The sequence below is a fragment of the Candidatus Symbiopectobacterium sp. 'North America' genome, assembly GCF_015762685.1.
GTDB lineage: Bacteria > Pseudomonadota > Gammaproteobacteria > Enterobacterales > Enterobacteriaceae > Symbiopectobacterium.
This window is the reverse complement of the sequence record NZ_PEHF01000004.1, coordinates 16,639-38,213: the sequence shown is the minus strand read 5'-3', so window position 1 is coordinate 38,213 and position 21,575 is coordinate 16,639. Positions and strand designations below refer to the sequence as shown.

The following is a 21,575-nucleotide window of genomic DNA, read 5'->3' as shown; positions in this document are numbered from 1 at the left end:
GAAGAGAAAGACGTGATGGAAATGCAAGTGGTAGGCCATGAAGTGCCGCGCGTGGATGGCTTAACCAAGGTCAAGGGCAGCGCGGTGTACGGTGATGATATTGTCCTGAAAGACATGTTGTACGGCGTGTGCCGCTATGCAGATATCGCAGCGGGGCGGGTGGAAGAAATTGATCTCGACGCCGCATTACAGGTGCCGGGCGTGGTGAAAATCGCCACCTGGCGAGATGTACCCGGCGAAAGCCACATCGGCGTGGTGATGGCCGATTATCCGCCGCTGGTGAATGAGAATATTGCGTTTCTCGGCGATGTGATTGCGGCTGAAAGTTATGAAGCGGCCTGTCAGGCTGCGGATAAAATCAGCGTGCGCTACACGCCGTTTGAGCCAATCACTCGCGTAGAAGACGCGCTAAAATCGGATGCACAGCTGATTCACCCAGGCAGCGCCAGCAATGTGATCAATCACCACCATACCATCAAAGGCGACATTGACGCAGGGTTCGCGGCCTCCAGCCATATTTTCGAGCGGGAATATGAGGTGGGGTATCAGGAGCACGCCTAGATTGAACCGGAGTCGATCATTGCCTGGATCGATGATAACGAGCAGATCATCACGCTGTCAGGGTCGGTACAGAATGCGCACCGCGTGCGTGGTTTTGTGGCTAAGTACCTCGGTTTGCCGCAAGCGCGCGATCGTTGGCGGCTCGTTTGGCGGCAAAGATGACATTATCGACCATCTGGCGTGCCGTGCGGCGCTGTTGTGTCACTTAACCGGCAGGCCGGTCAAATTTACCTACAACCGTGAGCAATCGATGCGGGAGAGCTATAAACGCCACCCGTACAAGATGAAATACAAAATCGGTCTGGATGACGAGGCGCATATTCAAGCCATCAAGATTGAGGTACTGGCGGATGACGGCAGCTACGCCGGGCAAACGCCGTTTGTCACCTGGCGCAGTTCGGTGCAGGCGGCGGGGCCGTACCGCATTCCTAACGTGCGCGTTGATGTTACTGGGGTATACACCAATAACAACTACACCTCGGCGTTTCGCGGTTTTGGTGCGCCGCAAGTGATTCTGGCGAACGAGTCGCTGATGGATGAAGTGGCGGCGGCGTTTGGCCTGTCACCGCTTGAACTGCGTAAACGTAATATCCTGCAACAAGGGGATACCAGCATGGCGGGGCAGGTGTTCAGCGAACACACGGTATCTGCCGAGGAGGTGCTGGCGAAAGCGGCTAACAGCGTCGAATTTATGGCGAAACGCGAACGCTATCAGCAATTGAATGCGCAGGGCGGGCCGATCAAATACGGCATCGGTCTGGCGTTAAGCCACCGTGGATGTTCGCTCGGTGAGGAAGGGTTGGATGCGTCATCCGCGCTGATTCAGGTCAATGCCGATGGCAGCGTCAATATCTCCACGGCAGTTTCCGAGAGTGGTCAAGGACTGCAAACTACTATGTCGATGATTGCGGCGGAAGCCTTCGGCCTGCCGCTCTCATGGATAACGTTTACCGATCCGGCGACCGCGATGATTGCGGACGGCGGCTCGACCGTTGCCTCGCGCGGCACGCTGATGGGCGGGCAAGCGGTGCTCAATGCCGCCAGCAAGATCAAACAGCGCATGGCGGATGCCGTTGCCGTGCAACTGGGTACAAGTGGCGTGGACGATCTGATGTGGTGTGATGGCAAGGTGTTTAACCGTGCCAACCTGGTGCGTTGCATGGATTTCGCTCAGGTGGTGACGCTCACCAAGGCGACCGGTGCCAATCTTTCCGCGTATGGCTGGCATGTCGCACCCTCCATTCACTGGGATGAGGAAAAAGGCTGCGGCAGCCCCTATTTTACCTGGGTATACGGATGCCAGGTGGCGGATGTTGCGGTGGATACCCGTACCGGAAAAATCACGCTGTTGGATATCACGGCGGTACACGACGTGGGCGAGGTAGTGAGCCGCGTGGGGTTTGAAGGGCAGGTATACGGCGGCGTGGTGCAAGGGATGATCGGCTACGGCATGCTGGAAGATTTCAATATCGAAAACGGGGAAGTGAAATCAGAGAACTTCGACACCTACCTGTTGCCGACGATTCGCGATATCCCCAACATTAACGTGATTGCGGTGGAAAACCACGATAAGGCCGGGCCTTACGGAGCCAAAGTGATTGGTGAACCGGTGCTGGAACTGGGCGGTGTCGCGCTCAACAATGCGGTCAGTTTCGCCATTGGCCGTTGGAATCGCACGCTGCCGTTGACGTTGGAACAGGTACGGCTGGGCTACAACCTGAAAAAACCGGTGCGCCAGAGTGAAGTGCAAGCCCATGACGGTGAACATAAGCAGGTGCTGCGTCTCAATACCCTTGAGGTTAGCCAGCCCGCCAGCCTGGATCAGGCGCTGACGCTGTTGGCACAACCCGGCGCGCAGGTGCTGGCTGGCGGCACCGATGTGCTGGTGCAGGCACGTTTAAAAACCACGCCGGTGCGGCTGGTGAATATTTCCGGCTTGGGCGAATTACGCGGAATCCATGCTGAAGGCGACGCCCTTGCTATCGGTGCAGGCACCTGCTTTACCAATCTGGTTAGCGATGAACGGTTGCAGCGCAATTACCCGCTGCTGGTGACAGCTTGTCGCACCGTTGGCTCGCTGCAACTGCGCAACCGGGCGACCGTTGGGGGCAATATCGTCAATGCCGCACCCTGTGCGGATTCTGTTCCGCCGCTGATGGTCTATGGTGCTGAGGTGGAGTTGCGCACTGCCAGTGAATGTCGCCGTGTCCCACTTGAGTCCTTTATCACCGGCGGCTATCGCACCCAGTTACAACCCGGTGAATTACTCACCCGCATTACCCTACTGCCGCCTCCGGCGGGCGTGCTGCACCCGTTTTATCTGCAACTGGGGCGGCGTACTGCCGTGAATATCACGCGCCAAAGCCTCACCGCGCTGTTTCGATTGGACGCGCACGGGAACATCGAACTGTGCCGGTTGGTCGATGGGGCCGTGTTTGGCAAGCCACAGCGCTTGACGGTAGTCGAGCAGGCGCTGCTGGGGCACGCGCCGACACCGGCGGTGATTGATAATGCCACAGCGGCATTGGAAACCCTGGTCACCGAAGCGATTGGTGGTCGTTGGTCGGCACCTTACAAAATTCCGGTTTATCTCGACATGTTCCGTCAGGTGATGACAGAACTGGCGCAGCAGGAGTGACAGATGATTGATGTAGAAATGAAAATTAACGGCATTCGGGTGCGGGCCACGGTGAATGACAATACGCGCCTGCTGGATTACCTGCGTGAAGATCGTCGGTTGACCGGCACCAAAGAAGGCTGTTCCGTCGGTGAGTGCGGTGCCTGCTCGGTCATCATGAACGGGCGTGCGGTGTGCTCTTGTCTGTTGCTGGTTGTACAGTGTGATGGCGCTGAAATCACCACGGTGGAGGCGCTGCATCAGGACCCTGTCGGCGTAAAACTGCAAAATGCCTTCATTCGCCACGGTGGCGTGCAGTGTGGCTTTTGTACGCCCGGCGTGTTGATCAGCGCCAAAGCCTTGCTGGATGCCAACCCTCAGCCGAATGATGAAGAGATTCGCGAGGCGCTGGAGGGGTACCTATGCCGTTGTACGGGCTATCAGCCGATTATCACCTCAATCAAAGCGGTGTTGGCACAGTGATGCTTGTGGAGCTGGCAGCATGAGTGAGAAAGTCTGTCTGATGCTGGCGGCCGGACTCTCCAGCCACATGGGACAGTGGAAAATGATGCTGCCCTGGGGGGAGGGAACGGTGCTTGACAGCGCGCTGGGGGCGGCGCTCTCCTTTTGCGATCGCGTAGTGCTGGTGACCGGTTTTCGCGGTGCCGAGCTGAACTGGCGCTACGGCGACCATGGGCGCATTATGCTGTGCCACAACGAAGATTTTACCGAGGGGATGTTCTCCTCCATTCGCTGTGGTGCAGCGGCGCTCGGCGGCGGACATTTCTTTCTGGCGTTGGGGGATATGCCTGCTGTCAGTAGCGCGGTTTATCGCACGCTGTGGCAACAGCGCGATGCGACCTGTCTGATTCCTGAATACGCTCAAGGGAAAGGGCATCCGGTATTGCTGCCACCCGCCATGCGTGATGCAGTGCTGGCGGCGGATAACCAAACCTCGATGAAAACGCTGATTGCCTGTCACGGCCAACGGCGGGTGCCAGTATCGGATGGCGCGATTCATTGGGATATGGATACGCCGGAACAATACCAGCAACTGCTCCGGCGGCGTTAGCGCTGAGAACGTGCTAGTGAATATCACGTAGCCCGTATTTTTTGATTTTGCGATACAGCGTTGCCACGCTGATCTCCAACTCTTGCGCCAGTTGTGCTTTGCTCACGCCACGACCTAACGCCTCGATAATGCGCTGATGTTCCAGCTGTTTCAGGCTCGGGGGCACGGCTGGTGTTGTTGCCGTAACAGCTTCAACGGCGGGCAACGTGGTGGTTGTGGCTCGATGAAAATGCGGCGGCAACAGCGTCGGATCAATCACCTCGCCGTCGGGCACGATATTCACCAGATACTCCACCAGATTACTCAATTCACGCACATTGCCCGGCCAGCGGTAATCACGCAGCAAAGCCATTACCTCCCGGCTCACGCCAGGGTAGGTGCTGCCAATATGGCGCGTGTGTAGATTGAGAAAGTGGTGCACCAGCAGTTCTATATCCGCCGTGCGCTCGCGCAACAGTGGGATCTCGACCGGTATCACCTTCAGGCGGTAGTAGAGATCCTAGCGAAAGTTTCCCTCTTCGATCGCACGCGTCAAATTTTGGTGGGTGGCAGAGATAATGCGGATATCCACCGCCACCGGCTTGCTGGCCCCCAGCGGCATCACTTCGCGCGTTTCTAACACCCGTAGCAGCTTGGTCTGCAACGTCAATGGCATATCGCCAATCTCGTCGAGAAACAAGGTGCCAAGATGGGCGGACTGAATCAGCCCCGCCTTGCCATTCGGTGCGGCACCGGTAAATGCGCCTTTGACATAACCGAACAGTTCACTCTCCAGCAGATGCTCAGGTATCGCCGCACAGTTGATGGCAATAAAAGGGTGCGTGCTACGCCGTCCCACCTGATGAATGGAGCGCGCCAGTACCTCTTTACCGCTGCCGCTCTCACCGGTGATCATGATGCTGGAGGGGATATCGGCAAAACGCGCGATGTGCTGTTTCAGCGCCTATACCGCAGGCGCATTACCGATAAAATGGCCGATACGGGGTTCGCTGTCCGCCTCATTGATCGGCGCGGGACGCTCAGATTGGTGAAAAGCAAACAAGAACAACTGCCGGTTGTTACCGTTATGATGCTGCCCGATCACCACTTCTTGCTGGGCCGCAAAGGCGATCACATGCTGTGCATTGCCGTTGGCGAAATCTTTGCTGGCCACCAACGGACGGATGGTAACCGGCGTGTTGACCAGGGTTTCCCAGCGGGTGTTGAGCAGCGTCAGCGCATTCTGATTGGCAAACGTCATAATGCCATGCTCATCCAGCACCAGAATACCCTGATCCATGCTGTTGATGAGCGTGGTGAACAGCACATCCATGCCATCATTGGCGGTGGGGTTTTTCGTCAGGTTAGCGATCAGCAGTGAGGCAATATGCCGAACGTAATCGGAAAATACGGTGATATTGTCCTGCAATCGCTGCTGCTGTTCTGCATTTATAGCCGCAAGGCTGATGACGCCCAGACAGCGCTCACCGTGCATCACTGGCAGGTCAAGAAACGCCAGCTCGCCGCAGTTGCCATACTGACCACAACCCTGGCAAATCGGATCGTGCTGCGAGTGAATGACCGCTTTCTCTTGCTTGTTATCAATGACGTATTGCAGCAGGTGGGTGTTATCCGATGGATGGCCAATGTGGGTACGATAGGGTCCACTGCCTGCCACGCGCAGCAACCTGTTATCAACGATCTCCACTTCCAGCCGTAATACCTGACTGAGCACTGGGTGAAATGCCGAATGGTGGGCTGGATATGCATCAGTGACAGGGTCTGGCTGGTCATGGGCTACGCTCTTGTATCGGGTAAAGCGCCTCGCGGCAGTTTCTCATTTTGAGAATAGGCATCACCGGTTCGTCTGTCGCAATGCGACAGTCAGGCCTGATGGCTGCTCACCGTTGTCATGACCTCGCAGCTCCGTCACTCCCGCCCACCGCCGTCATTCCCGCGAAAGCGGGAATCCCGTGCAGAAGAAACACTTTTATTCTCAAAGAGATATTAGGCTTTCGCCGAGGATGACAAAGCGTAATGTCATTTTGTTATCCGTCTGCCATGCGGCGCAAACACGCTTTTTTTCTGTTTTTGATTATTCGACATTGTGCTGTGCTGGGTGCTGCAACTACAAACTGGCACAGATATTGAAACATGGATATGGAATAGCTATGGGTGAATCATTTAATCAAAATCAGGATGCCAACATGTCAACGTTTTCACTACGGATGCAGATTGCCGATAACGCTTACTTTACGCCGCACGGCGCAGAACTGTTCAGCCGGGAACAGGCAGAACAGGCGCGCAACTTTCATCAACGGATGCCGGATTATCGCCCGACGCCGCTGCACTCGCTGACGGCGTTCGCGGCTGAATTAGGCGTAGGGCAGGTGCTGGTGAAAGATGAATCTCAACGTTTCGGGCTCAACGCCTTCAAAATTCTCGGCGGTGCCTATGCCATCGCCCGCTGCGTGTGCGAAAAATATCACTTCTCTCTGGAGGATTTTTCGTTTGAGCAAGGCCGCGCGGCACTGCCGGAAAGCATTACCTTCGCCACCACCACGGATGGCAATCACGGTCGAGGCGTTGCTGGGCGGCCAAAGCGTTAGGGCAACAGGCTGTGGTCTATATGCCCAAGGGGGCGTCTGCGGAGCGTGTCGCACACATCACCGGGCTGGTGGCGGAATGTATCGTCACTGACATGAACTATGACGATACCGTGCGCCTGACCATGCAAACTGCGCAGGAAAAGGGCTGGGAAGTGGTGCAGGATACCGCCTGGCCCGGTTACGAAAAAATCCCCTCCTGGATAATGCAAGGTTATGCGACGCTGGCGGTGGAAGCGGTAGAACAGATTGCCGAGAACGACTGGCCAACACCAACACACGTTTTTCTTCAGGCTGGCGTGGGCGCGATGGCGGCGGGGGGTGCTGGATTATCTGGTGAATTGCTATGGCGCAGATAAATTGCATGCGGTGATCGTGGAGCCGGATCGCGCTGACTGTTTGTTTCGCTCAGCGCAACAAGGGGAGATCGTCGCTGTCGGTGGTGCGATGGATACCATGATGGTGGGGTTGGCTTGCGGTGAACCCAATCCGTTAGGATGGCCGCGCCTGCGAGATTGTTCCCGCCAGTTTATCTCCTGTGAAGATCGCGTCACCGCGCTGGGTATGCGGGTGCTGGGTAATCCGCTTGGGCAGGATGCGCGCATCGTTTCCGGTGAGTCGGGTGCTGTCGGCATGGGGGTCTTGGCGGCGATACTGCATAGTCCGGATCGCGCGGCGCTGCTGGCTCAGTTGGGGTTGGATTCGTCCTCCTGCGTGCTGGTAGTCAGTTCTGAAGGCGATACCGACAGACAACACTACCGGGAAGTGGTGTGGGAAGGCCGTCCCTTGATGGATTAACCGTCTTCAACTTGATGCAGGAGAATACTATGCAGCGCTTACTCAAAGGCGGCACGTTGATCGATCACCTGGGGCAGTATCATGAAGATCTGCTGATCGAACAGGGGCGGATCGTACAGCGTGGGCCCAATATCGCCATCACGCCCGAGATGGCGGTGATTGATGCAACCGGGTATCAGGTGATGCCCGGCGGTATTGATGTACACACCCATTTCAATATCGATGTCGGCATTGGCCGCAGCTGCGATGATTTTTTTTCCGGCACTCGTGCGGCGGCGTGCGGCGGTACCACCACCATTGTCGATCATATGGGCTTTGGTCCGGCGGGATGCAACCTGCATCATCAATTGGGCCGCTATCACGCTTATGCGAAGGGGCAGGCGGCGATCGATTGCAGCTTTCACGGCGTGGTGCAGCATGTCGACGATGCCATTCTGGATGAAATGGCGTCGCTGGTGGAGCAGGAAGAGATCAGCAGCTTCAAACTCTACCTTACCTATCAGTACAAACTGGATGATGCAGCGGTGTTGCAGCGGCTGCGTCAGGTAGGCGCGTTAACCACGGTACATCCGGAAAATGACGCGGCGATTCGATGGCGTCGCTATGCCTTTGTGCAACAGGGGAACACGTCGCCGATTTATCATGCATTGAACCGATCCGTCGCCTGCGAGGCGGAGGCGATCGCGCGCATGATTAATCTGGCGTCGTTAGCCGATAACGCGCCGCTGTATATCGTTCACCTGTCCAACGCGTTGGGACTGGATTATATCCGTCTGGCGCAGCGCAACGGGCAGCCGGTATGGGCCGAAACCTGTCCACAATACCTGCTGCTGGATGAGCAACGTTACCATGACCCCGACGGGATCAAATACATCCTCAGCCCACCGTTGCGTGGGCAGGAAGAGCAGGCCGCGTTATGGCAAGGGATGGCTGAGGGCAGTATCGCCACGCTGGCGACCGATCACTGTAATTTTTCACTGCATCAACGCCACATGCTCTCCGGTGGGAATTTCAGCCGTTGTCCGAACGGGTTGCCGGGCGTGGAAAATCGTCTGGCATTACTCTATTCGAACGGTGTATCGACAGGACGAATCAGCTCTGAGCAATTTGTCGCATTGACCAGCACGCGTCCGGCGCAACTGTTTGGCCTGTGGCCGCAGAAGGGTAACCTGATGCCCAGCGCGGATGCCGATCTGGTGCTGTTCGACCCGCAGCGGCGCGTTACGCTGCGTCACGATGAGATGCATGATAATGGCGATTACTCTCCCTATGAAGGCATGGTATGCCAAGGTTGGCCGATCATGACCTTGAGCCGTGGTGAGGTGGTGTGGCGTGAGGGCATGGGCGCTTTCTGCGCCGCAAGCCGTTTAACGCCGCGTTGGTCGATGCGCTATTTTGATACGACAGCCAGCGTGGTGGAGTGGAGTGATACCGCACTGGCTCCACTTTTCACCTGAAGAATTTCCGCTATCACGCTGATGGCGATCTCCTATGGGGTTTCCGCCCTGATATCCAACCCAATCGGCGATCGCAGCGCGGCGATGTCAGCAGCATCGACGCCACGCCTCTCAAGCTAGGCGCGAAAGGTTTGGATCTTTCTTCGGCTGGCCAGCAAGCCAAGGTAACGCACCGGGCTGCCGATGGTGTGTTCCAACGCTTCTCTGTCCTGATGGTTGGTGGCGATCACCACATACCAGTTATCATCCAGCGTCAGCTGCTGGATACCGGCGGTGAAACTCTCAACCAGCAATTTGCGGCTGGCAGGCGGCAGATCCGGGTGATCCAGATTCTCTTTCCAGGTATCCATCAGCGCGATCTCGAAGCCGAGCGGCGCGGCCACCACTGCGATGGCGCGGTTCACGTGGCCCGCACCAAGCAGGACCAACTGTGGCCCGCGTGGCTGCACGGCGATGTGTATCTTCATGGCGCTGCCGCGATCCGAGCCAACGACTCCTTCACCCTGACGCGCCATGCGCCCGCTAAATACGCGGGGTTGTCTTTGCGCTAACGCTTCTTTTGCTTGCTCCAGTACCAACCGCTCCATCATCCCGCCGCCGATGGTTCCCAGACTGTTGCCGTCTTCATCAACCAGCATGCTGGCATTGTGGCGCGGTGTAGAGCCGCGACTTTCTACGATCTGGATAAAGGCAAAAGCCCGGTTGTTTTTTTCCAATTCCGCTGCCTGAGTAAAAAGCCCCATTGCATACCTCGCATAAATCATGACTGATGATGGGGTAATGCAAATTCTGTGCCTGCGTATTGGTTTATTTTGGCGCGTAATGGCACGAGTTATTTCGGGAAAACTCCCATTATTTTCTCAAAATGAGAAATGCGATTATTAATTTGCAAAAACGTGATGCTAACCCTGATCATCCCGCCCTTTCACCCTCGCCATACGTATTTAATCTGGTCAGCAGAACACGCTATAGCGCCTTTTTCCCTCACCCCTCTCCCTGACTGCCTATTTCTGGCCTGCATATTGCTTTAAGCACAACAACAATGTCGTTCGATTTATTTTCAAAAAAAGAACAAATAAAGGAGAGCAATGTGGGTGATGTGATGCGTCCCATTCCGTTTGAGCAATTGCTGGAGAGAATGTTTTCTGAATACCAGCAAAGTCGCTCTATTTTTGGCATCCCTGAGAGCCAGTTCTATCGCCGCAATCCCGCTCGGCAAATGCGTGTGTTCGGTGAAGTCTGCGACACCCCGGTGGGGCCAGCACAGGGCCGCATACCCAGTTGGCGCAAAATATCATTACTGCATGGCTGACCGGCGGCAGTTTTATTGAACTGAAAAAAGTGCAGATTCTGGACAAACTGGAGCTGGAAAAGCCCTGTATTGATGCGCAAGATGAAGGGTTCAATACCGAATGGTCCACTGAGTTTACGCTGGTAAAAACGGCGGATGAATATCTTAAAGCGTGGTTTGCGCTGTGGTTGCTGGAGTGTCTGTTTGCCCCACGCACGCCTGAACAAGGCCGCTCATTTATTTTCAATATGAGCGTAGGTTATGACCTGAAAGGCATTCAACAAGCCCCAATGCAAACCTTTATTGCCACTCTGATGGATGCCGCGAATTCACCCGCTTTTCAGCGCTATCGCCAGACGCTGGCGCAGTGGATCGCTAACGTTGATACCCTGTTCGATGGCGTGGTGCACCACGCCCGCACCGCACTGGCGAAGTTGCCTGTGCGCATTCCTTCCCGGCTGGTCACCGGCGTGACCTTATCGACTATGCACGGTTGCCCTCCCGATGAAATCGAAGCGATTTGCCGCTACATGCTGGAAGAAAAGGGCCTGCATACCTTTGTGAAACTGAGTCCGACGCTGCTTGGCTATGCGCGTGTTCGCGAAATTCTGGATGGCTGCGGGTTTGATTATATCCAATTAAAAGAGTCCTCTTTCCTGCACGACTTGCCGCTAGACCGGGCGTTGGGCATGTTGGAGCGTCTGCTGGTGCCGGCACTCCAGCAGGGGTTGGAATTCGGCGTAAAACTCACTAATACGCTGGGTGCCGGCAATCATAAACACAGTCTACCGGGCGATGAATGTACATGTTGGGGCGGGCGCTGTTTCCCATTTCGATTAACGTCGCAGCGGTGTTATCACGCCATTTCGAAGGAAAGCTGCCCATCTCCTATTCCGGCGGGGCCAGTCAGCTCAATATCCGTGCGATTCATGAAACCAGTATTCATCCCATTACCATGGCGACCGATCTGCTGAAGCCCGGTGGGTATCTGCGTCTGGCGGCCTGTGCGCAAAAGCTTGAAAACTCTGCGGGCTGGGCGATGAGCTCGGTGGACGTGGCACGCTTAGAGACGCTGGCACAGGCGGCGCTGACGGTGAAATACCACCAGAAAGCCTGGAAGCGCGAAGAGACCATCGATGCCGGTGGCGTTTTGCCTCCGTCCGATTGTTATGTTGCCCCCTGTGTCAGCGCCTGCGCCATCCATCAGGATATTCCCGAATATCTGTGTCTGGCCGGCGCAGGGCGCTATACCGAGGCGCTGGAGCTGATTTATCAGCGTAACGCGCTGCCAGCTATTACCGGTCACATTTGCGATCACCAGTGCCAGTCCAACTGTACCCGACTGGATTACGACAGTGCGTTGAATATCCGTGAAGTCAAACGTATTGCGCTGGAAAAAGGCTGGGCGGGATATCAGCAGCGCTGGTGTAAACCGGCCGGTTCTGGCAACCGTCATCCGGTGGCGGTGATCGGTGCAGGTCCGGCAGGGCTGGCAACCGGGTATTTTTTGGCGCGAGCAGGACACCCAGTCACGATATTTGAGCGTGAAAAGAGCGCTGGTGGCGTGGTCCGCCACGTGGTGCCGCAGTTCCGTATTCCGGCGGAAAAGATCCAACACGATATTGATTTTGTCGCACAGCACGGCGTGCAGTTTGAATATGGCTGCGACAGCGGACTAACGATTGATGCGTTGCATCAGCGCTGTTTTTCCTATGTCTGTGTCGGCACCGGAGCATACTGCAGCCGCGACGTGGCGCTGGCGGTGAATAACCGTGCAGTGTGGTCATCATTCCAGTTTCTGCGGCGTTTCAATCGGGCTGAGCCGCTCACGCTCGGGCGTTCCGTGGGCGTGGTGGGGGCGGGGAATACTGCGATGGATTGCGCTCGTGCCGCGCTGCGCGTGCCGGGCGTTGAGCAGGTAACCATTCTCTACCGTCGCGGTGAAGGCGATATGCCTGCCTGGCGCGAAGAAGTGGAAGAGGCGCGTCACGCCGGGGTTGAATTCCGCTATTGGGTGAATCCGGAACGGTTTGATAGCGACGGTGCCGTGACGCTACGGGTGATGCAACCCGGCGAGCCCGATGCGCAGGGCCGAGCCCGTTCTCTGGCGACCGAGCGCACCGAAGTGCTGCATCTGGATGCCCTTGTCTCCGCCGTTGGGGAAGAACCGGACTATGCGGCGCTGGCGCAGATGGAGATTCCCCTGTCGGCCAAGGGTATTCCGGTGGTGGATAGCAAAACGCAGGAAACGCAGCGCAATAATGTGTTTCTTATCGGTGATGCGCAAAGCGGTCCGGCTTCCATTGTGGCGGCAATCGGCGCAGCGCGGCGCGCGACGGATGCCATTTTGCTGCGTGAGAATATTCGCGACGACCATGCGGCGAAACGCTGGCTTAATACCGACCCGGCAGATATCTATCGCCGTAAAGGGACGATAGACGTCCAACTGGTCGCAACGGATGAACAGGACGCTTTTGCCCAGAAAGAAGCGCAGCGTTGCCTGTCGTGTAACTATGTGTGCGCCAAGTGTGTGGATGTTTGCCCTAACCGCGCCAATATCTCCATTGCGGTGCCCGGTTTTCGTGACCGTTTCCAAACGCTGCATATTGATGCCTATTGCAATGAATGCGGCAACTGTGCCCAGTTCTGCCCGTGGGACGGCAAACCCTACCGCGATAAAGTCACCATCTTCAATTTGCGGCAGGACTTCGCTGCCAGCAGCAATCCCGGCTTCCTGTTGGACGAAGATGACATTCTGGTGCGCCATGAGCAGCAGATCTATCATCTGGCTATTGACCCGTACGGCCATATTGCCAGCGCTGGCAGACATGTGCCGCATTATTTCAACGGTTTATCAACATCATCACTATTTACTTGGCGCGGTGGAGGCGTAATTCATGCTGATTTTGCGTAACGCAACGGCGGTGCAGTTTGAACCCGCTCGGGTGGATGAGGGCGTGGATATCGCTATTGACGGCACGGCGATCGTCACGGTGGGGAAAAAACCTGACGGCGCGCTATCCGGCTGCGACAGTGAAAGAGATGCAGGGGCGACTGGTGATGCCGGGCATTGTCTGTGCCCATAACCATTTTTACTCCGGGTTGGCGCGTGGCATTCTGGCACGTATTGACCCCTGTCCGGATTTTATCTCCACGCTAAAAAACCTGTGGTGGAAACTGGACCGCGCGCTGGATGAAGAGTCGCTGTATTACAGCGGGTTGGTGTGTTCGCTGGAAGCGATTAAACAAGGCTGTACCTCGGTTATCGATCACCATGCCTCCCCGTCGCTGATAGGCGGATCGCTGGATATTTTACGCCGTGGCTTTCTCACCGCCGGTTTGCGCGGCATGACCTGCTATGAAACCACCGATCGCAATGGCGGGCTGGATGAACTGCGGCGCGGCGTGGAAGAAAATATCCGTTTTGCTCACCGTATCGATCTGAATAAAAAGTCGGGTAAAACACCGTATCTGGTGGAGGCGCACATTGGTGCACACGCGCCGTTCACGCTGAGCGATGCCGGACTGGAACTGTTGGCCGATGCGATTCAGAGCACGGGACGCGGGCTGCATATTCAAGTTGCGGAAGACCGCTATGATGTGTCTCACAGTCATCATCACTATGGTGTTGATCCGATGGTGCGACTGGCGCGGGCGGGGTTGCTTAACGAGAAAAGCCTGATCGCGCACGGCCTGTTTCTTTCGGCTCAGGATGTAGCGGTGATCAATGAGTTTGATGCTTGTCTGGTGCATAACGCCCGTTCCAACATGAACAATCAGGTGGGCTACAATCCGCGTCTGGCGGAGTATCGTCATGTGGCCCTGGGAACCGACGGTATTGGCGCGGATATGTTTGAAGAGTTGAAATTCGCCTGCTTCAAGCACCGCGATGCAGGCGGCACGCTGTGGCCAGACAGTTTCCTGCGTTTCCTGCATAACGGTAACCTGTTGCTGGAGCGTAACTTCGGTGCGCAGTTTGGCTCGCTGGCTGCGGGTTATCAGGCCGATTTAAACATTTGCGATTACCATTCCCCGGCGCCGCTGTGTGCTGAAAATCTGGCCGGGCATTTGGCCTTCGCACTGAATTCCGCCAGTGTGCACAGTGTGATGGTGGCAGGGAATCTGGTGTATGAAAATCGCTGTTTTCCGTTTGATGTCGAGGAGATTTATTTCCACGCACGTCAGGCTGCGGAGAAATTATGGCAACGTATGGATAATCTCGCGTAATAAAATAAAAACACGGCTGAAATAATAGAAAAAGATTCTCAATTATTCTTCATCCTCCGCAATAGCGGAGGGTGATCATCAAAATAATAACTAACCTGCATAAATAACGTAATCGCCGTTGTTATACTTGGCTATTCCTTGTTGCAAGGTGGCTTCCTTTAATTTTTGTAGTAGGAACCTAACTGTGAAACATAGCATTGTATCTTTATTCCCCGGGGATATTCGCACAGGTCGTTTATTTTCCATCAGTACCGTTGCAGCCGCACTGTTATTACCCACATTCGCCTTTGCCGAATCGCCAGCAGCAATAAAACCGCTGAGCAGTAATCTGGGACAAACCTGCAAACAAAATGCCTACGGCGTAGATAATGCGCTTGATGCGTTGCGCTGCGGTTCTGTCCATGGTTCGTTGCGTTCGTTGTATTACTCCACCAAGAATGCCTATTTCGTGAGGAATAATAATCAGGATACTGCCAGCTATGGCGATAATATTCTGTTCCAAACGGCTCCGTATTACGGTATTAGCGCAGGCGTTGGTGGGATTTATCAACAACAGTGGCGTTCACCGGGCGCTGGCCGTGGCGTGACGGAATTGGCGACCAATCAAAACGGTTTTAGTGAAGCCTGGTTGCGTTGGCAGTATCAGGATTTCCGCTTTACGGCGGGAGATCAGCGCATCGATATTCCCTTTATGAGCGATTATGACTGGCCTATTACGCCCATTCTGTTTCGCGCTGTGGATATGCATTGGGGCGATAAAACGGATTTTGTACACGCCACCAAGATATACCGCTACAAGCCGTGGCGCAGTGATAAATTCCTGGCGACCAGTGCTTATAGCGCGATTAAAGAAGAGACCAATGGCGCCTGGGCCGTGGGGGCGGGCCGCTCAAAACAGGCGGGCGATATGACCCTGACTGGCCAGTTATGGTATGAAAGCTATGATGACTATGTGAATATTTTCTATAGCGAAGCGCACAGTCAGTGGAAAGCCGTGCCGTAGCAGCCGGATATTGGCGTGCAATTTATTCGCGGTAGCTGTGAGGGGGAGAGTTTACGCGGCGAAGTAGACAGCACCTCTTAAGGCGTGCAATTGGCGCTGACGCCGACCAGCAAAGTGAAGTGGTCTATCAACTACAACCACATTGTCTCCAACCCTGAAGCCTATCTGAATGGGGCGCTGGTAACACTGTATTCCAGCAGTACCTCGTCGGGTAAATATTTCGCACAACCGTATTTTATCAGCACCCAGGATCTCGGTACCGGAAACGCCTATTCTACGCGGATTACTTATCAAGTGATGCCTGCGTTGAGCATCGGGACGTATTATTCATTTATGGACCTGAAAAGTTCAGCTAGCGCGCCTAGTCGCAATCAGTCTGAATATGTTGTCTTTGGTATTTATCAGTTTGATGGTGCTTTAAAAGGATTAAGTTTGTCTAATTTCCTTGGGGTGCAAACCTCGCCGGTTTACGATTATTCGTTTTGGCAGAATCGCGTTTCTCTGCAATATAATTTCTGATGTTATTTTTTCTAAAAAGGTATCCGTAATGGATACCTTTTTTTATATGTTCTATAACACACTATACCCATGCACTCTATATGGTCATTAAGGCGTGCATATGCCACCTTATGGTGTAATATGGCTCATCAATATTATTCATTAAATACACAATTATCTTTTTTATAAAAAAGGTGATCGTTTGCTTAAAAATGCAACCGTTTGCCTGTCGTTAAAATACTTTACCGCCGAGTCAGTTTTATTGTGGTATGGGAATTGCTGTTTATTACATCACGCTTGGTTTATTACGCAGGATAAAACAGCATGACCGTATGCAACCATTACGCTATCCGCAGCGCGTTTTTCGATATTGAAGCACCCGCAGAGAATCCGCAGCAGATCGCTGAGCATGCCCGTTTATTGACAATGGTGTGTTGCTGATTGAGAAGGGAAAAATCGTTGGTTTATACCCCTGGCAACAAGGCGAAGCGCGTGTGAAAGCGGGCTGGTCGCTGATCGATTATCGCGGAAAAGTGATTTTGCCGGGTTTTATCGATACGCATATCCACTTTCCACAGGCTGAAATTATTGGTGCCTACGGTGAGCAGTTGCTGGAGTGGCTCGAGCGCTACACCTTTCCTGCCGAAAGCCGCTATGGCGATATGGCGATATGGCGATATGGCGATATGCATTATGCCACACGGATGGCTGCGTTTTTCCTGCAACAACTGCTGAGTAAATGCACCACCAGCGCCATGGTGTTTGCCACCGTACACCCTGAATCCGTAGAGGCACTGTTTAGCGCTGCGCAAGGGTTGGGGATGCGCCTGATTGCGGGCAAAGTGATGATGGATTGCAATGCGCCGGACAACCTGGTCGAAACGGCAGAAAACAGCCATCGCCAGTGCCAGGCGTTGATCAGGCGCTGGCACGGCCGTGGACGTCTGGGCTATGCCACCACCCCGCGTTTTGCGCCGACATCGTCACCGGAACTGCTGAGCGCCGCGCAGCGCCTGCGCGAAGAATTTCCCGATACCTGGCTACAAACGCACTTGAGCGAAAACCCGCAGGAAGTGGATTGGGTACGCGAGCTTTATCCCGATCGGGACAACTATCTGGATGTGTATCACCACTACCGCTTGACCGGTCGGCGCAGCGTTTTTGCACACGCTATCCACCTCGATGATGCGGATTGGGACTGTCTGCACCAGACACAATCTGCCGTGGCGTTTTGCCCCAGTTCTAACCTGTTTCTCGGTAGCGGGCTGTTTCGTTTGCAGCAGAGCTGGCACAAGGGCGTGCGTATTGGCATGGGTACCGATGTGGGGGCGGGAACGTCGTTCAGTCTGCTGCAAACATTGGGAGATGCTTACAAAGTCGGGCAACTGCAACAGTACCGGCTGTCAGCCTGTGAGGCATTCTACCACGCCACGTTGGGAGGCGCATGTGCGCTGAATCTGGAGCATGAAATCGGCAATTTTGCGACAGGGAAAACCGCAGATTTCGTGGTTATCGATCCTGCTGTCACCGCCTTACAACGCCTGCGTGATGACAAGTGCCAGGACATTATGGAGCGGCTGTTTGTGCTGATGACGCTGGGTGACGATCGTAATGTGGTTGCCACCTGGGTCAATGGGCGTCCTGTCTGGCAGGCTGACTGTCAGGAGGTGGCCGCATGACCGCCTTTTTACTCAACGACGCATTGGTCGTGGAGCGGGATGGCGATCCTGCGCTGACCGTATTGCAATACCTGCGCCAGCGTAAGCGTCGCACCGGAACCAAAGAAGGCTGCGGTTCTGGCGACTGCGGTGCCTGCACTGTCGTGCTGGGCCGCGTGGAGCAAGGACGTATCTGTTATGAAACCACCAGTGCCTGCCTGACGCCATTGAGCGCATTGCAGGGTAAACAGTTAATCACGGTAGAAGATCTGCGGCAGGATGGAGAACTGCACCCGGTGCAGCAGGCGGTAGTGGATCTGCATGCGTCACAATGTGTTTTTTGTACGCCGGGTATGGTGATGTCCCTGTTTGTGCTGCAAAAACAGCACAGCGGATGGGATCGTAAGCAGGCGGAGCAGGCATTGGCAGGAAATTTATGCCGCTGTACCGGCTATCGGCCCATCATGGACGCCGCGCGCCAGTTGTGCGAACACCCGATAGTGGACAGCTTTACCCGACAGGAAGCGCGCACCGTCGCACGTTTGAATGCACTGGCGAGCGAGGTCGCCGAGGAGCCATCCGGTGAGGAGCAACGCTGCTTTATGCCAACCTCGCTGGAACAGCTGGCGGCCTGTTATCTGCGATATCCACAGGCGCGCTTGCTGGCAGGGGGGACTGATCTGATGTTGGACATGGCACAAGCCGGATCTGCCCCTCATCCGGCGATCGCGCGGGAACAGGTAGAGACACTGCGTAACGCCTATACGGATGACAACCATATCCATCTTGGTGCCGGATTGACCATTACCCAGTGTGAACATCGCTTACACGCCGCACTCCCTGCTTTTGCTCAGGCGTTGCAGCGCTTTGCATCACGCCAGATCCGTAATCGCGCTACGCTTGGGGGCAACATTGCCAACGCATCACCAATAGGCGATACTCTTCCCATGTTGTTGGCTCTGGATGCTGAATTGCTGTTACAGCGGGGAGCGGATCTCCGCACGATACCGTTGCGTGAATTTTTCCTGGCTTACAGCAAAACGGCATTAGCGCCGGGCAAGTTTATTCGCGAGACCCTGATCCCGCGTGGGGTGCTGCTGGACAACTTTCGCGCGTGGAAGGTATTCAAACGGACCGATGACGATATCGCTATCGTGTTCGGCGCTTTTTCTTTGCATATCGAACAGGGACGTATTGTGCAGGCGCGCGTCGCTTTCGGAGGGATGGATGCGATCCCACGTCGGGCTAAACGCAGTGAGCATGCGCTGCTGCATCAGCCCTGGAACCGGGAGACGGTTATGGCGGCCAGTCAGGTGCTGGCGCAGGATTTCACACCACTCAGTGACGCGCGTGCCAGCGCCGATTACCGTATGCAGCTCGCCAGGAATTTGCTGCTGCGTTACTTCTTCTGCATACAGGGAGAAGACGTCGCAATGGAGGCCACACACCATGTCGCATAATAACGTGTCGCATAACCCTTCATCGCCTGCACCGACGCAAAAAGCGTTGCAGGCGCAATTCGCTCAGCCGCTGTCTGGCAGTGTTGGGCACAGCCGTATTTACGAAAGTGCCGCCCTGCACGTCAGCGGCGAGGCGCGTTACATCGACGATCGACCGGAACCGGAGGGGCTGCTGCACCTCTGCCCGCGCCAGAGTGATCACGCCCATGCCCGCATTCTGAAGATTGATGTTGAACCTTGCTACCGCATTCCCGGCGTGGTGGCGGTGCTGACCCAGCAGCAGATACCGGGGAACCCAGATATCGGCGCACTGGCTCCGGGGGATCTGTTGCTGGCGGATGGCGAGGTGAACTATGCCGGGCAGATGGTGCTGGTGGTAGCGGCAGAATCCCGTGAGACGGCGCGATTGGGCGCTCGGGTGGCAATCATCGACTATGAGGTGCTGACACCGATACTGAATTTGCGTGAAGCGCTGGAAAAGCAGCATTACGTTGAGCGCCCCTTTGTGCAACAGCGTGGTGATGCGGATGCGGCGCTGGCGCGCGCGGTACAGCGTTTGACAGGGGAATTTCATATCGGTGGGCAAGAGCATTTTTATCTGGAAACGCAGGCGGCACTGGTTTATCCCGGCGAGCATCAAACGGTCACGGTCCAGGCCTCCACTCAGAACCCGACCGAAGTACAAAAGCTGGTTGCCTCAGTGTTAGGTGTTAGCCAGAGTCAGGTGACCGTTGAGATGCGGCGTATGGGCGGTGCGTTTGGCGGCACGATTGACCGGACGGCCGGTGAAAATGTGCCTGTCACGGCGTGACGATATGTGTATTACTGGCAAGCGCCACGCTTTTTTTGTGCGCTACGAGGTCGGCATTGATGAGCGCGGAGTATTTTGCGGGGTGAAGATCGATTTAGCCGCGAATTGCGGCCACTCACTGGATTTGTCTGGCTCGATTGTCGATCGCGCCATGTTCCATGCTGACAACGCTTACTATCTGGGTGATGCGCGTATTACCGGTTATCGCTGTCGTACCCATACCGTTTCCAATACGGCCTTTCGCGGTTTCGGTGGCCCTCAGGGCATGGTTGCGATCGAGCAGGTGATTGAGCACATTGCATCTGGACCCGCTGGAAGTGCGCAAGCGCAACTATTATGGCGCGCACGACGGCAGTATTAACGCGCGCAATATCACCCACTATCACCAACCGGTGGGACAGAATCTGCTTGATGACATCACCGAACGGCTGACACGCAGCGCCCAGTATCAGCAACGTCGTGCCGAGATTGAGGATTTCAATGCGCACCATCCTGTGTTGCGGCGCGGTTTGGCGCTGATGCCAATCAAATTCGGTATCTATTTCACCTCGACCTTTCTCAACCAGGAGGGGGCCTTGCTGTTGGTGTATACCGATGGCAGCATTTAGCTTAATCATGGCGGAACCGAGATGGGGCAGGGGCTGAATACCAAGGTCGCGCAGATTGTGGCACAGGTGCTGCAAATTGATAGTGCGTCCATTCAGGTCACAGCTACCGATACTGGTAAGGTGCCGAATACCTCCCCGACAGCGGCGTCCAGCGCTGCCGATTTGAATGGCAAAGCCGCGCAGCAGGCAGCGGAAATCATCCGGCAGCGCTTGGTCGACTTGCTGTGTCGCCTTTATTCTTGCGCTCCCGAATATGTCGCCTTTTGCAATGGCGTCGTGCGTGCGGGTGAGCAGCATTTTACCTTTGCGCAGATCGCGCAGTTGGCATGGCTCAATCAGGTGCCGCTGTCGGCAACGGGATATTATCGGGTGCCGTGTATCCATTACGATCGTGACGCCAGGCGCGGAAAACCCTTCTACTACTTTGTTTATGGCGCAGCCTGCGCCGAAGTGGTGGTCGATACGCTGACCGGTGAATATCAGGTAAATCGCGTGGACATTTTGCACGATGCGGGCGCTTCACTGAATCCGACGCTGGATATTGGTCAGGTAGAGGGTGGGTTTGTAAAGAGAATAGGGTGGGCTACCACTGAGGAACTGTTGTGGAACGCGCAGGGGCGTTTGCTGACTGATACCGGTGCCACCTACAAGATCCCGACCGTGGCGGATATTCCGCATGATTTTCGCGTGCAACTGTTGCCACAAACGGATAACGCGGTAGACACGGTGTTCCGTTCCAAGGCGGTGGGCGAGCCGCCATTTATGTTGGGCATTGCTATCTGGTGTGCGTTGCAGGATGCGGTGGCGAGCCAGAATGATGCCGAGCCCCACATTTTGCTTGAGCTGCCCGCCACACCGGAACGGGTATGGCGAGCGCTGCAACGATCGCAGGCTGGCGTCACTGGCAGGGCGTAATCGCCCACAGCCAG

The 21,575-nt window shown here is 55.4% G+C and carries 6 protein-coding genes and 8 pseudogenes; 12 read left to right on the top strand and 2 right to left on the bottom strand.

Annotation, left to right across the window (positions count from 1 at the left end):
• Window positions 1-15: 15 nt before the first annotated feature.
• The 3 genes and pseudogenes from CS369_RS01485 (at window position 16) to CS369_RS01475 (ending at window position 4,250) form a co-directional block, all read left to right on the top strand.
• Window positions 16-3,199, top strand: a pseudogene (locus tag CS369_RS01485) (molybdopterin cofactor-binding domain-containing protein).
• Window positions 3,200-3,202: 3 nt separating this feature from the next.
• The gene (locus CS369_RS01480) at window positions 3,203-3,661 is read left to right on the top strand and encodes a (2Fe-2S)-binding protein (RefSeq protein WP_196905720.1); all 459 of its coding nucleotides are present in this window, start codon (window positions 3,203-3,205) and stop codon (window positions 3,659-3,661) included.
• 19 nt (window positions 3,662-3,680) lie between these two features.
• On the top strand, window positions 3,681-4,250 hold the full coding sequence (locus tag CS369_RS01475) for an NTP transferase domain-containing protein (RefSeq protein WP_196905719.1): 570 nt from the start codon (window positions 3,681-3,683) through the stop codon (window positions 4,248-4,250).
• A gap of 13 nt (window positions 4,251-4,263) precedes the next feature.
• Here the strand turns inward: CS369_RS01475 and CS369_RS01470 are convergent.
• Window positions 4,264-6,023 (bottom strand): annotated as a pseudogene (locus CS369_RS01470) (sigma-54 interaction domain-containing protein).
• Between the two features lie 413 nt (window positions 6,024-6,436).
• Between CS369_RS01470 and dpaL the strand changes: the two are divergent.
• Both dpaL and hydA read left to right on the top strand, forming a co-directional pair.
• Window positions 6,437-7,633, top strand: a pseudogene (gene dpaL, locus CS369_RS01465) (diaminopropionate ammonia-lyase).
• Window positions 7,634-7,662: 29 nt separating this feature from the next.
• Window positions 7,663-9,032: pseudogene (gene hydA / locus CS369_RS01460) on the top strand (dihydropyrimidinase).
• 174 nt (window positions 9,033-9,206) lie between these two features.
• On the opposite strand, the gene CS369_RS01455 reads toward hydA, so the two are convergent.
• Entirely contained in the window at window positions 9,207-9,833 is a 627-nt protein-coding gene (locus tag CS369_RS01455) for an XdhC family protein (RefSeq protein WP_196905717.1), read from the bottom strand.
• Window positions 9,834-10,180: 347 nt separating this feature from the next.
• Between CS369_RS01455 and ygfK the strand changes: the two are divergent.
• The 7 genes and pseudogenes from ygfK (at window position 10,181) to xdhB (ending at window position 21,561) form a co-directional block, all read left to right on the top strand.
• Window positions 10,181-13,275: pseudogene (ygfK, locus tag CS369_RS01450) on the top strand (putative selenate reductase subunit YgfK).
• A 3-nt stretch (window positions 13,276-13,278) separates the two neighbouring features.
• Window positions 13,279-14,608: pseudogene (gene ssnA, locus CS369_RS01445) on the top strand (putative aminohydrolase SsnA).
• A 184-nt stretch (window positions 14,609-14,792) separates the two neighbouring features.
• Window positions 14,793-15,611 carry a hypothetical protein gene (locus CS369_RS22815; protein ID WP_244664701.1) on the top strand — a complete coding sequence of 273 codons (819 nt, stop codon included), beginning with the start codon at window positions 14,793-14,795 and terminating at the stop codon, window positions 15,609-15,611.
• A gap of 90 nt (window positions 15,612-15,701) precedes the next feature.
• Complete coding sequence (locus CS369_RS22810; RefSeq protein ID WP_244664700.1) at window positions 15,702-16,130, top strand: hypothetical protein; 429 nt, start codon at window positions 15,702-15,704, stop codon at window positions 16,128-16,130.
• A gap of 303 nt (window positions 16,131-16,433) precedes the next feature.
• Window positions 16,434-17,788 (top strand): annotated as a pseudogene (gene guaD / locus CS369_RS01435) (guanine deaminase).
• On the top strand, window positions 17,785-19,227 hold the full coding sequence (gene xdhA, locus CS369_RS01430) for a xanthine dehydrogenase small subunit (protein WP_196905716.1): 1,443 nt from the start codon (window positions 17,785-17,787) through the stop codon (window positions 19,225-19,227). The pseudogene guaD and the gene xdhA overlap by 4 nt, the downstream one beginning before the upstream one ends.
• Before the next feature lie 4 nt (window positions 19,228-19,231).
• Window positions 19,232-21,561 (top strand): annotated as a pseudogene (xdhB, locus tag CS369_RS01425) (xanthine dehydrogenase molybdopterin binding subunit).
• The last annotated feature ends 14 nt before the right edge of the window (window positions 21,562-21,575 follow it).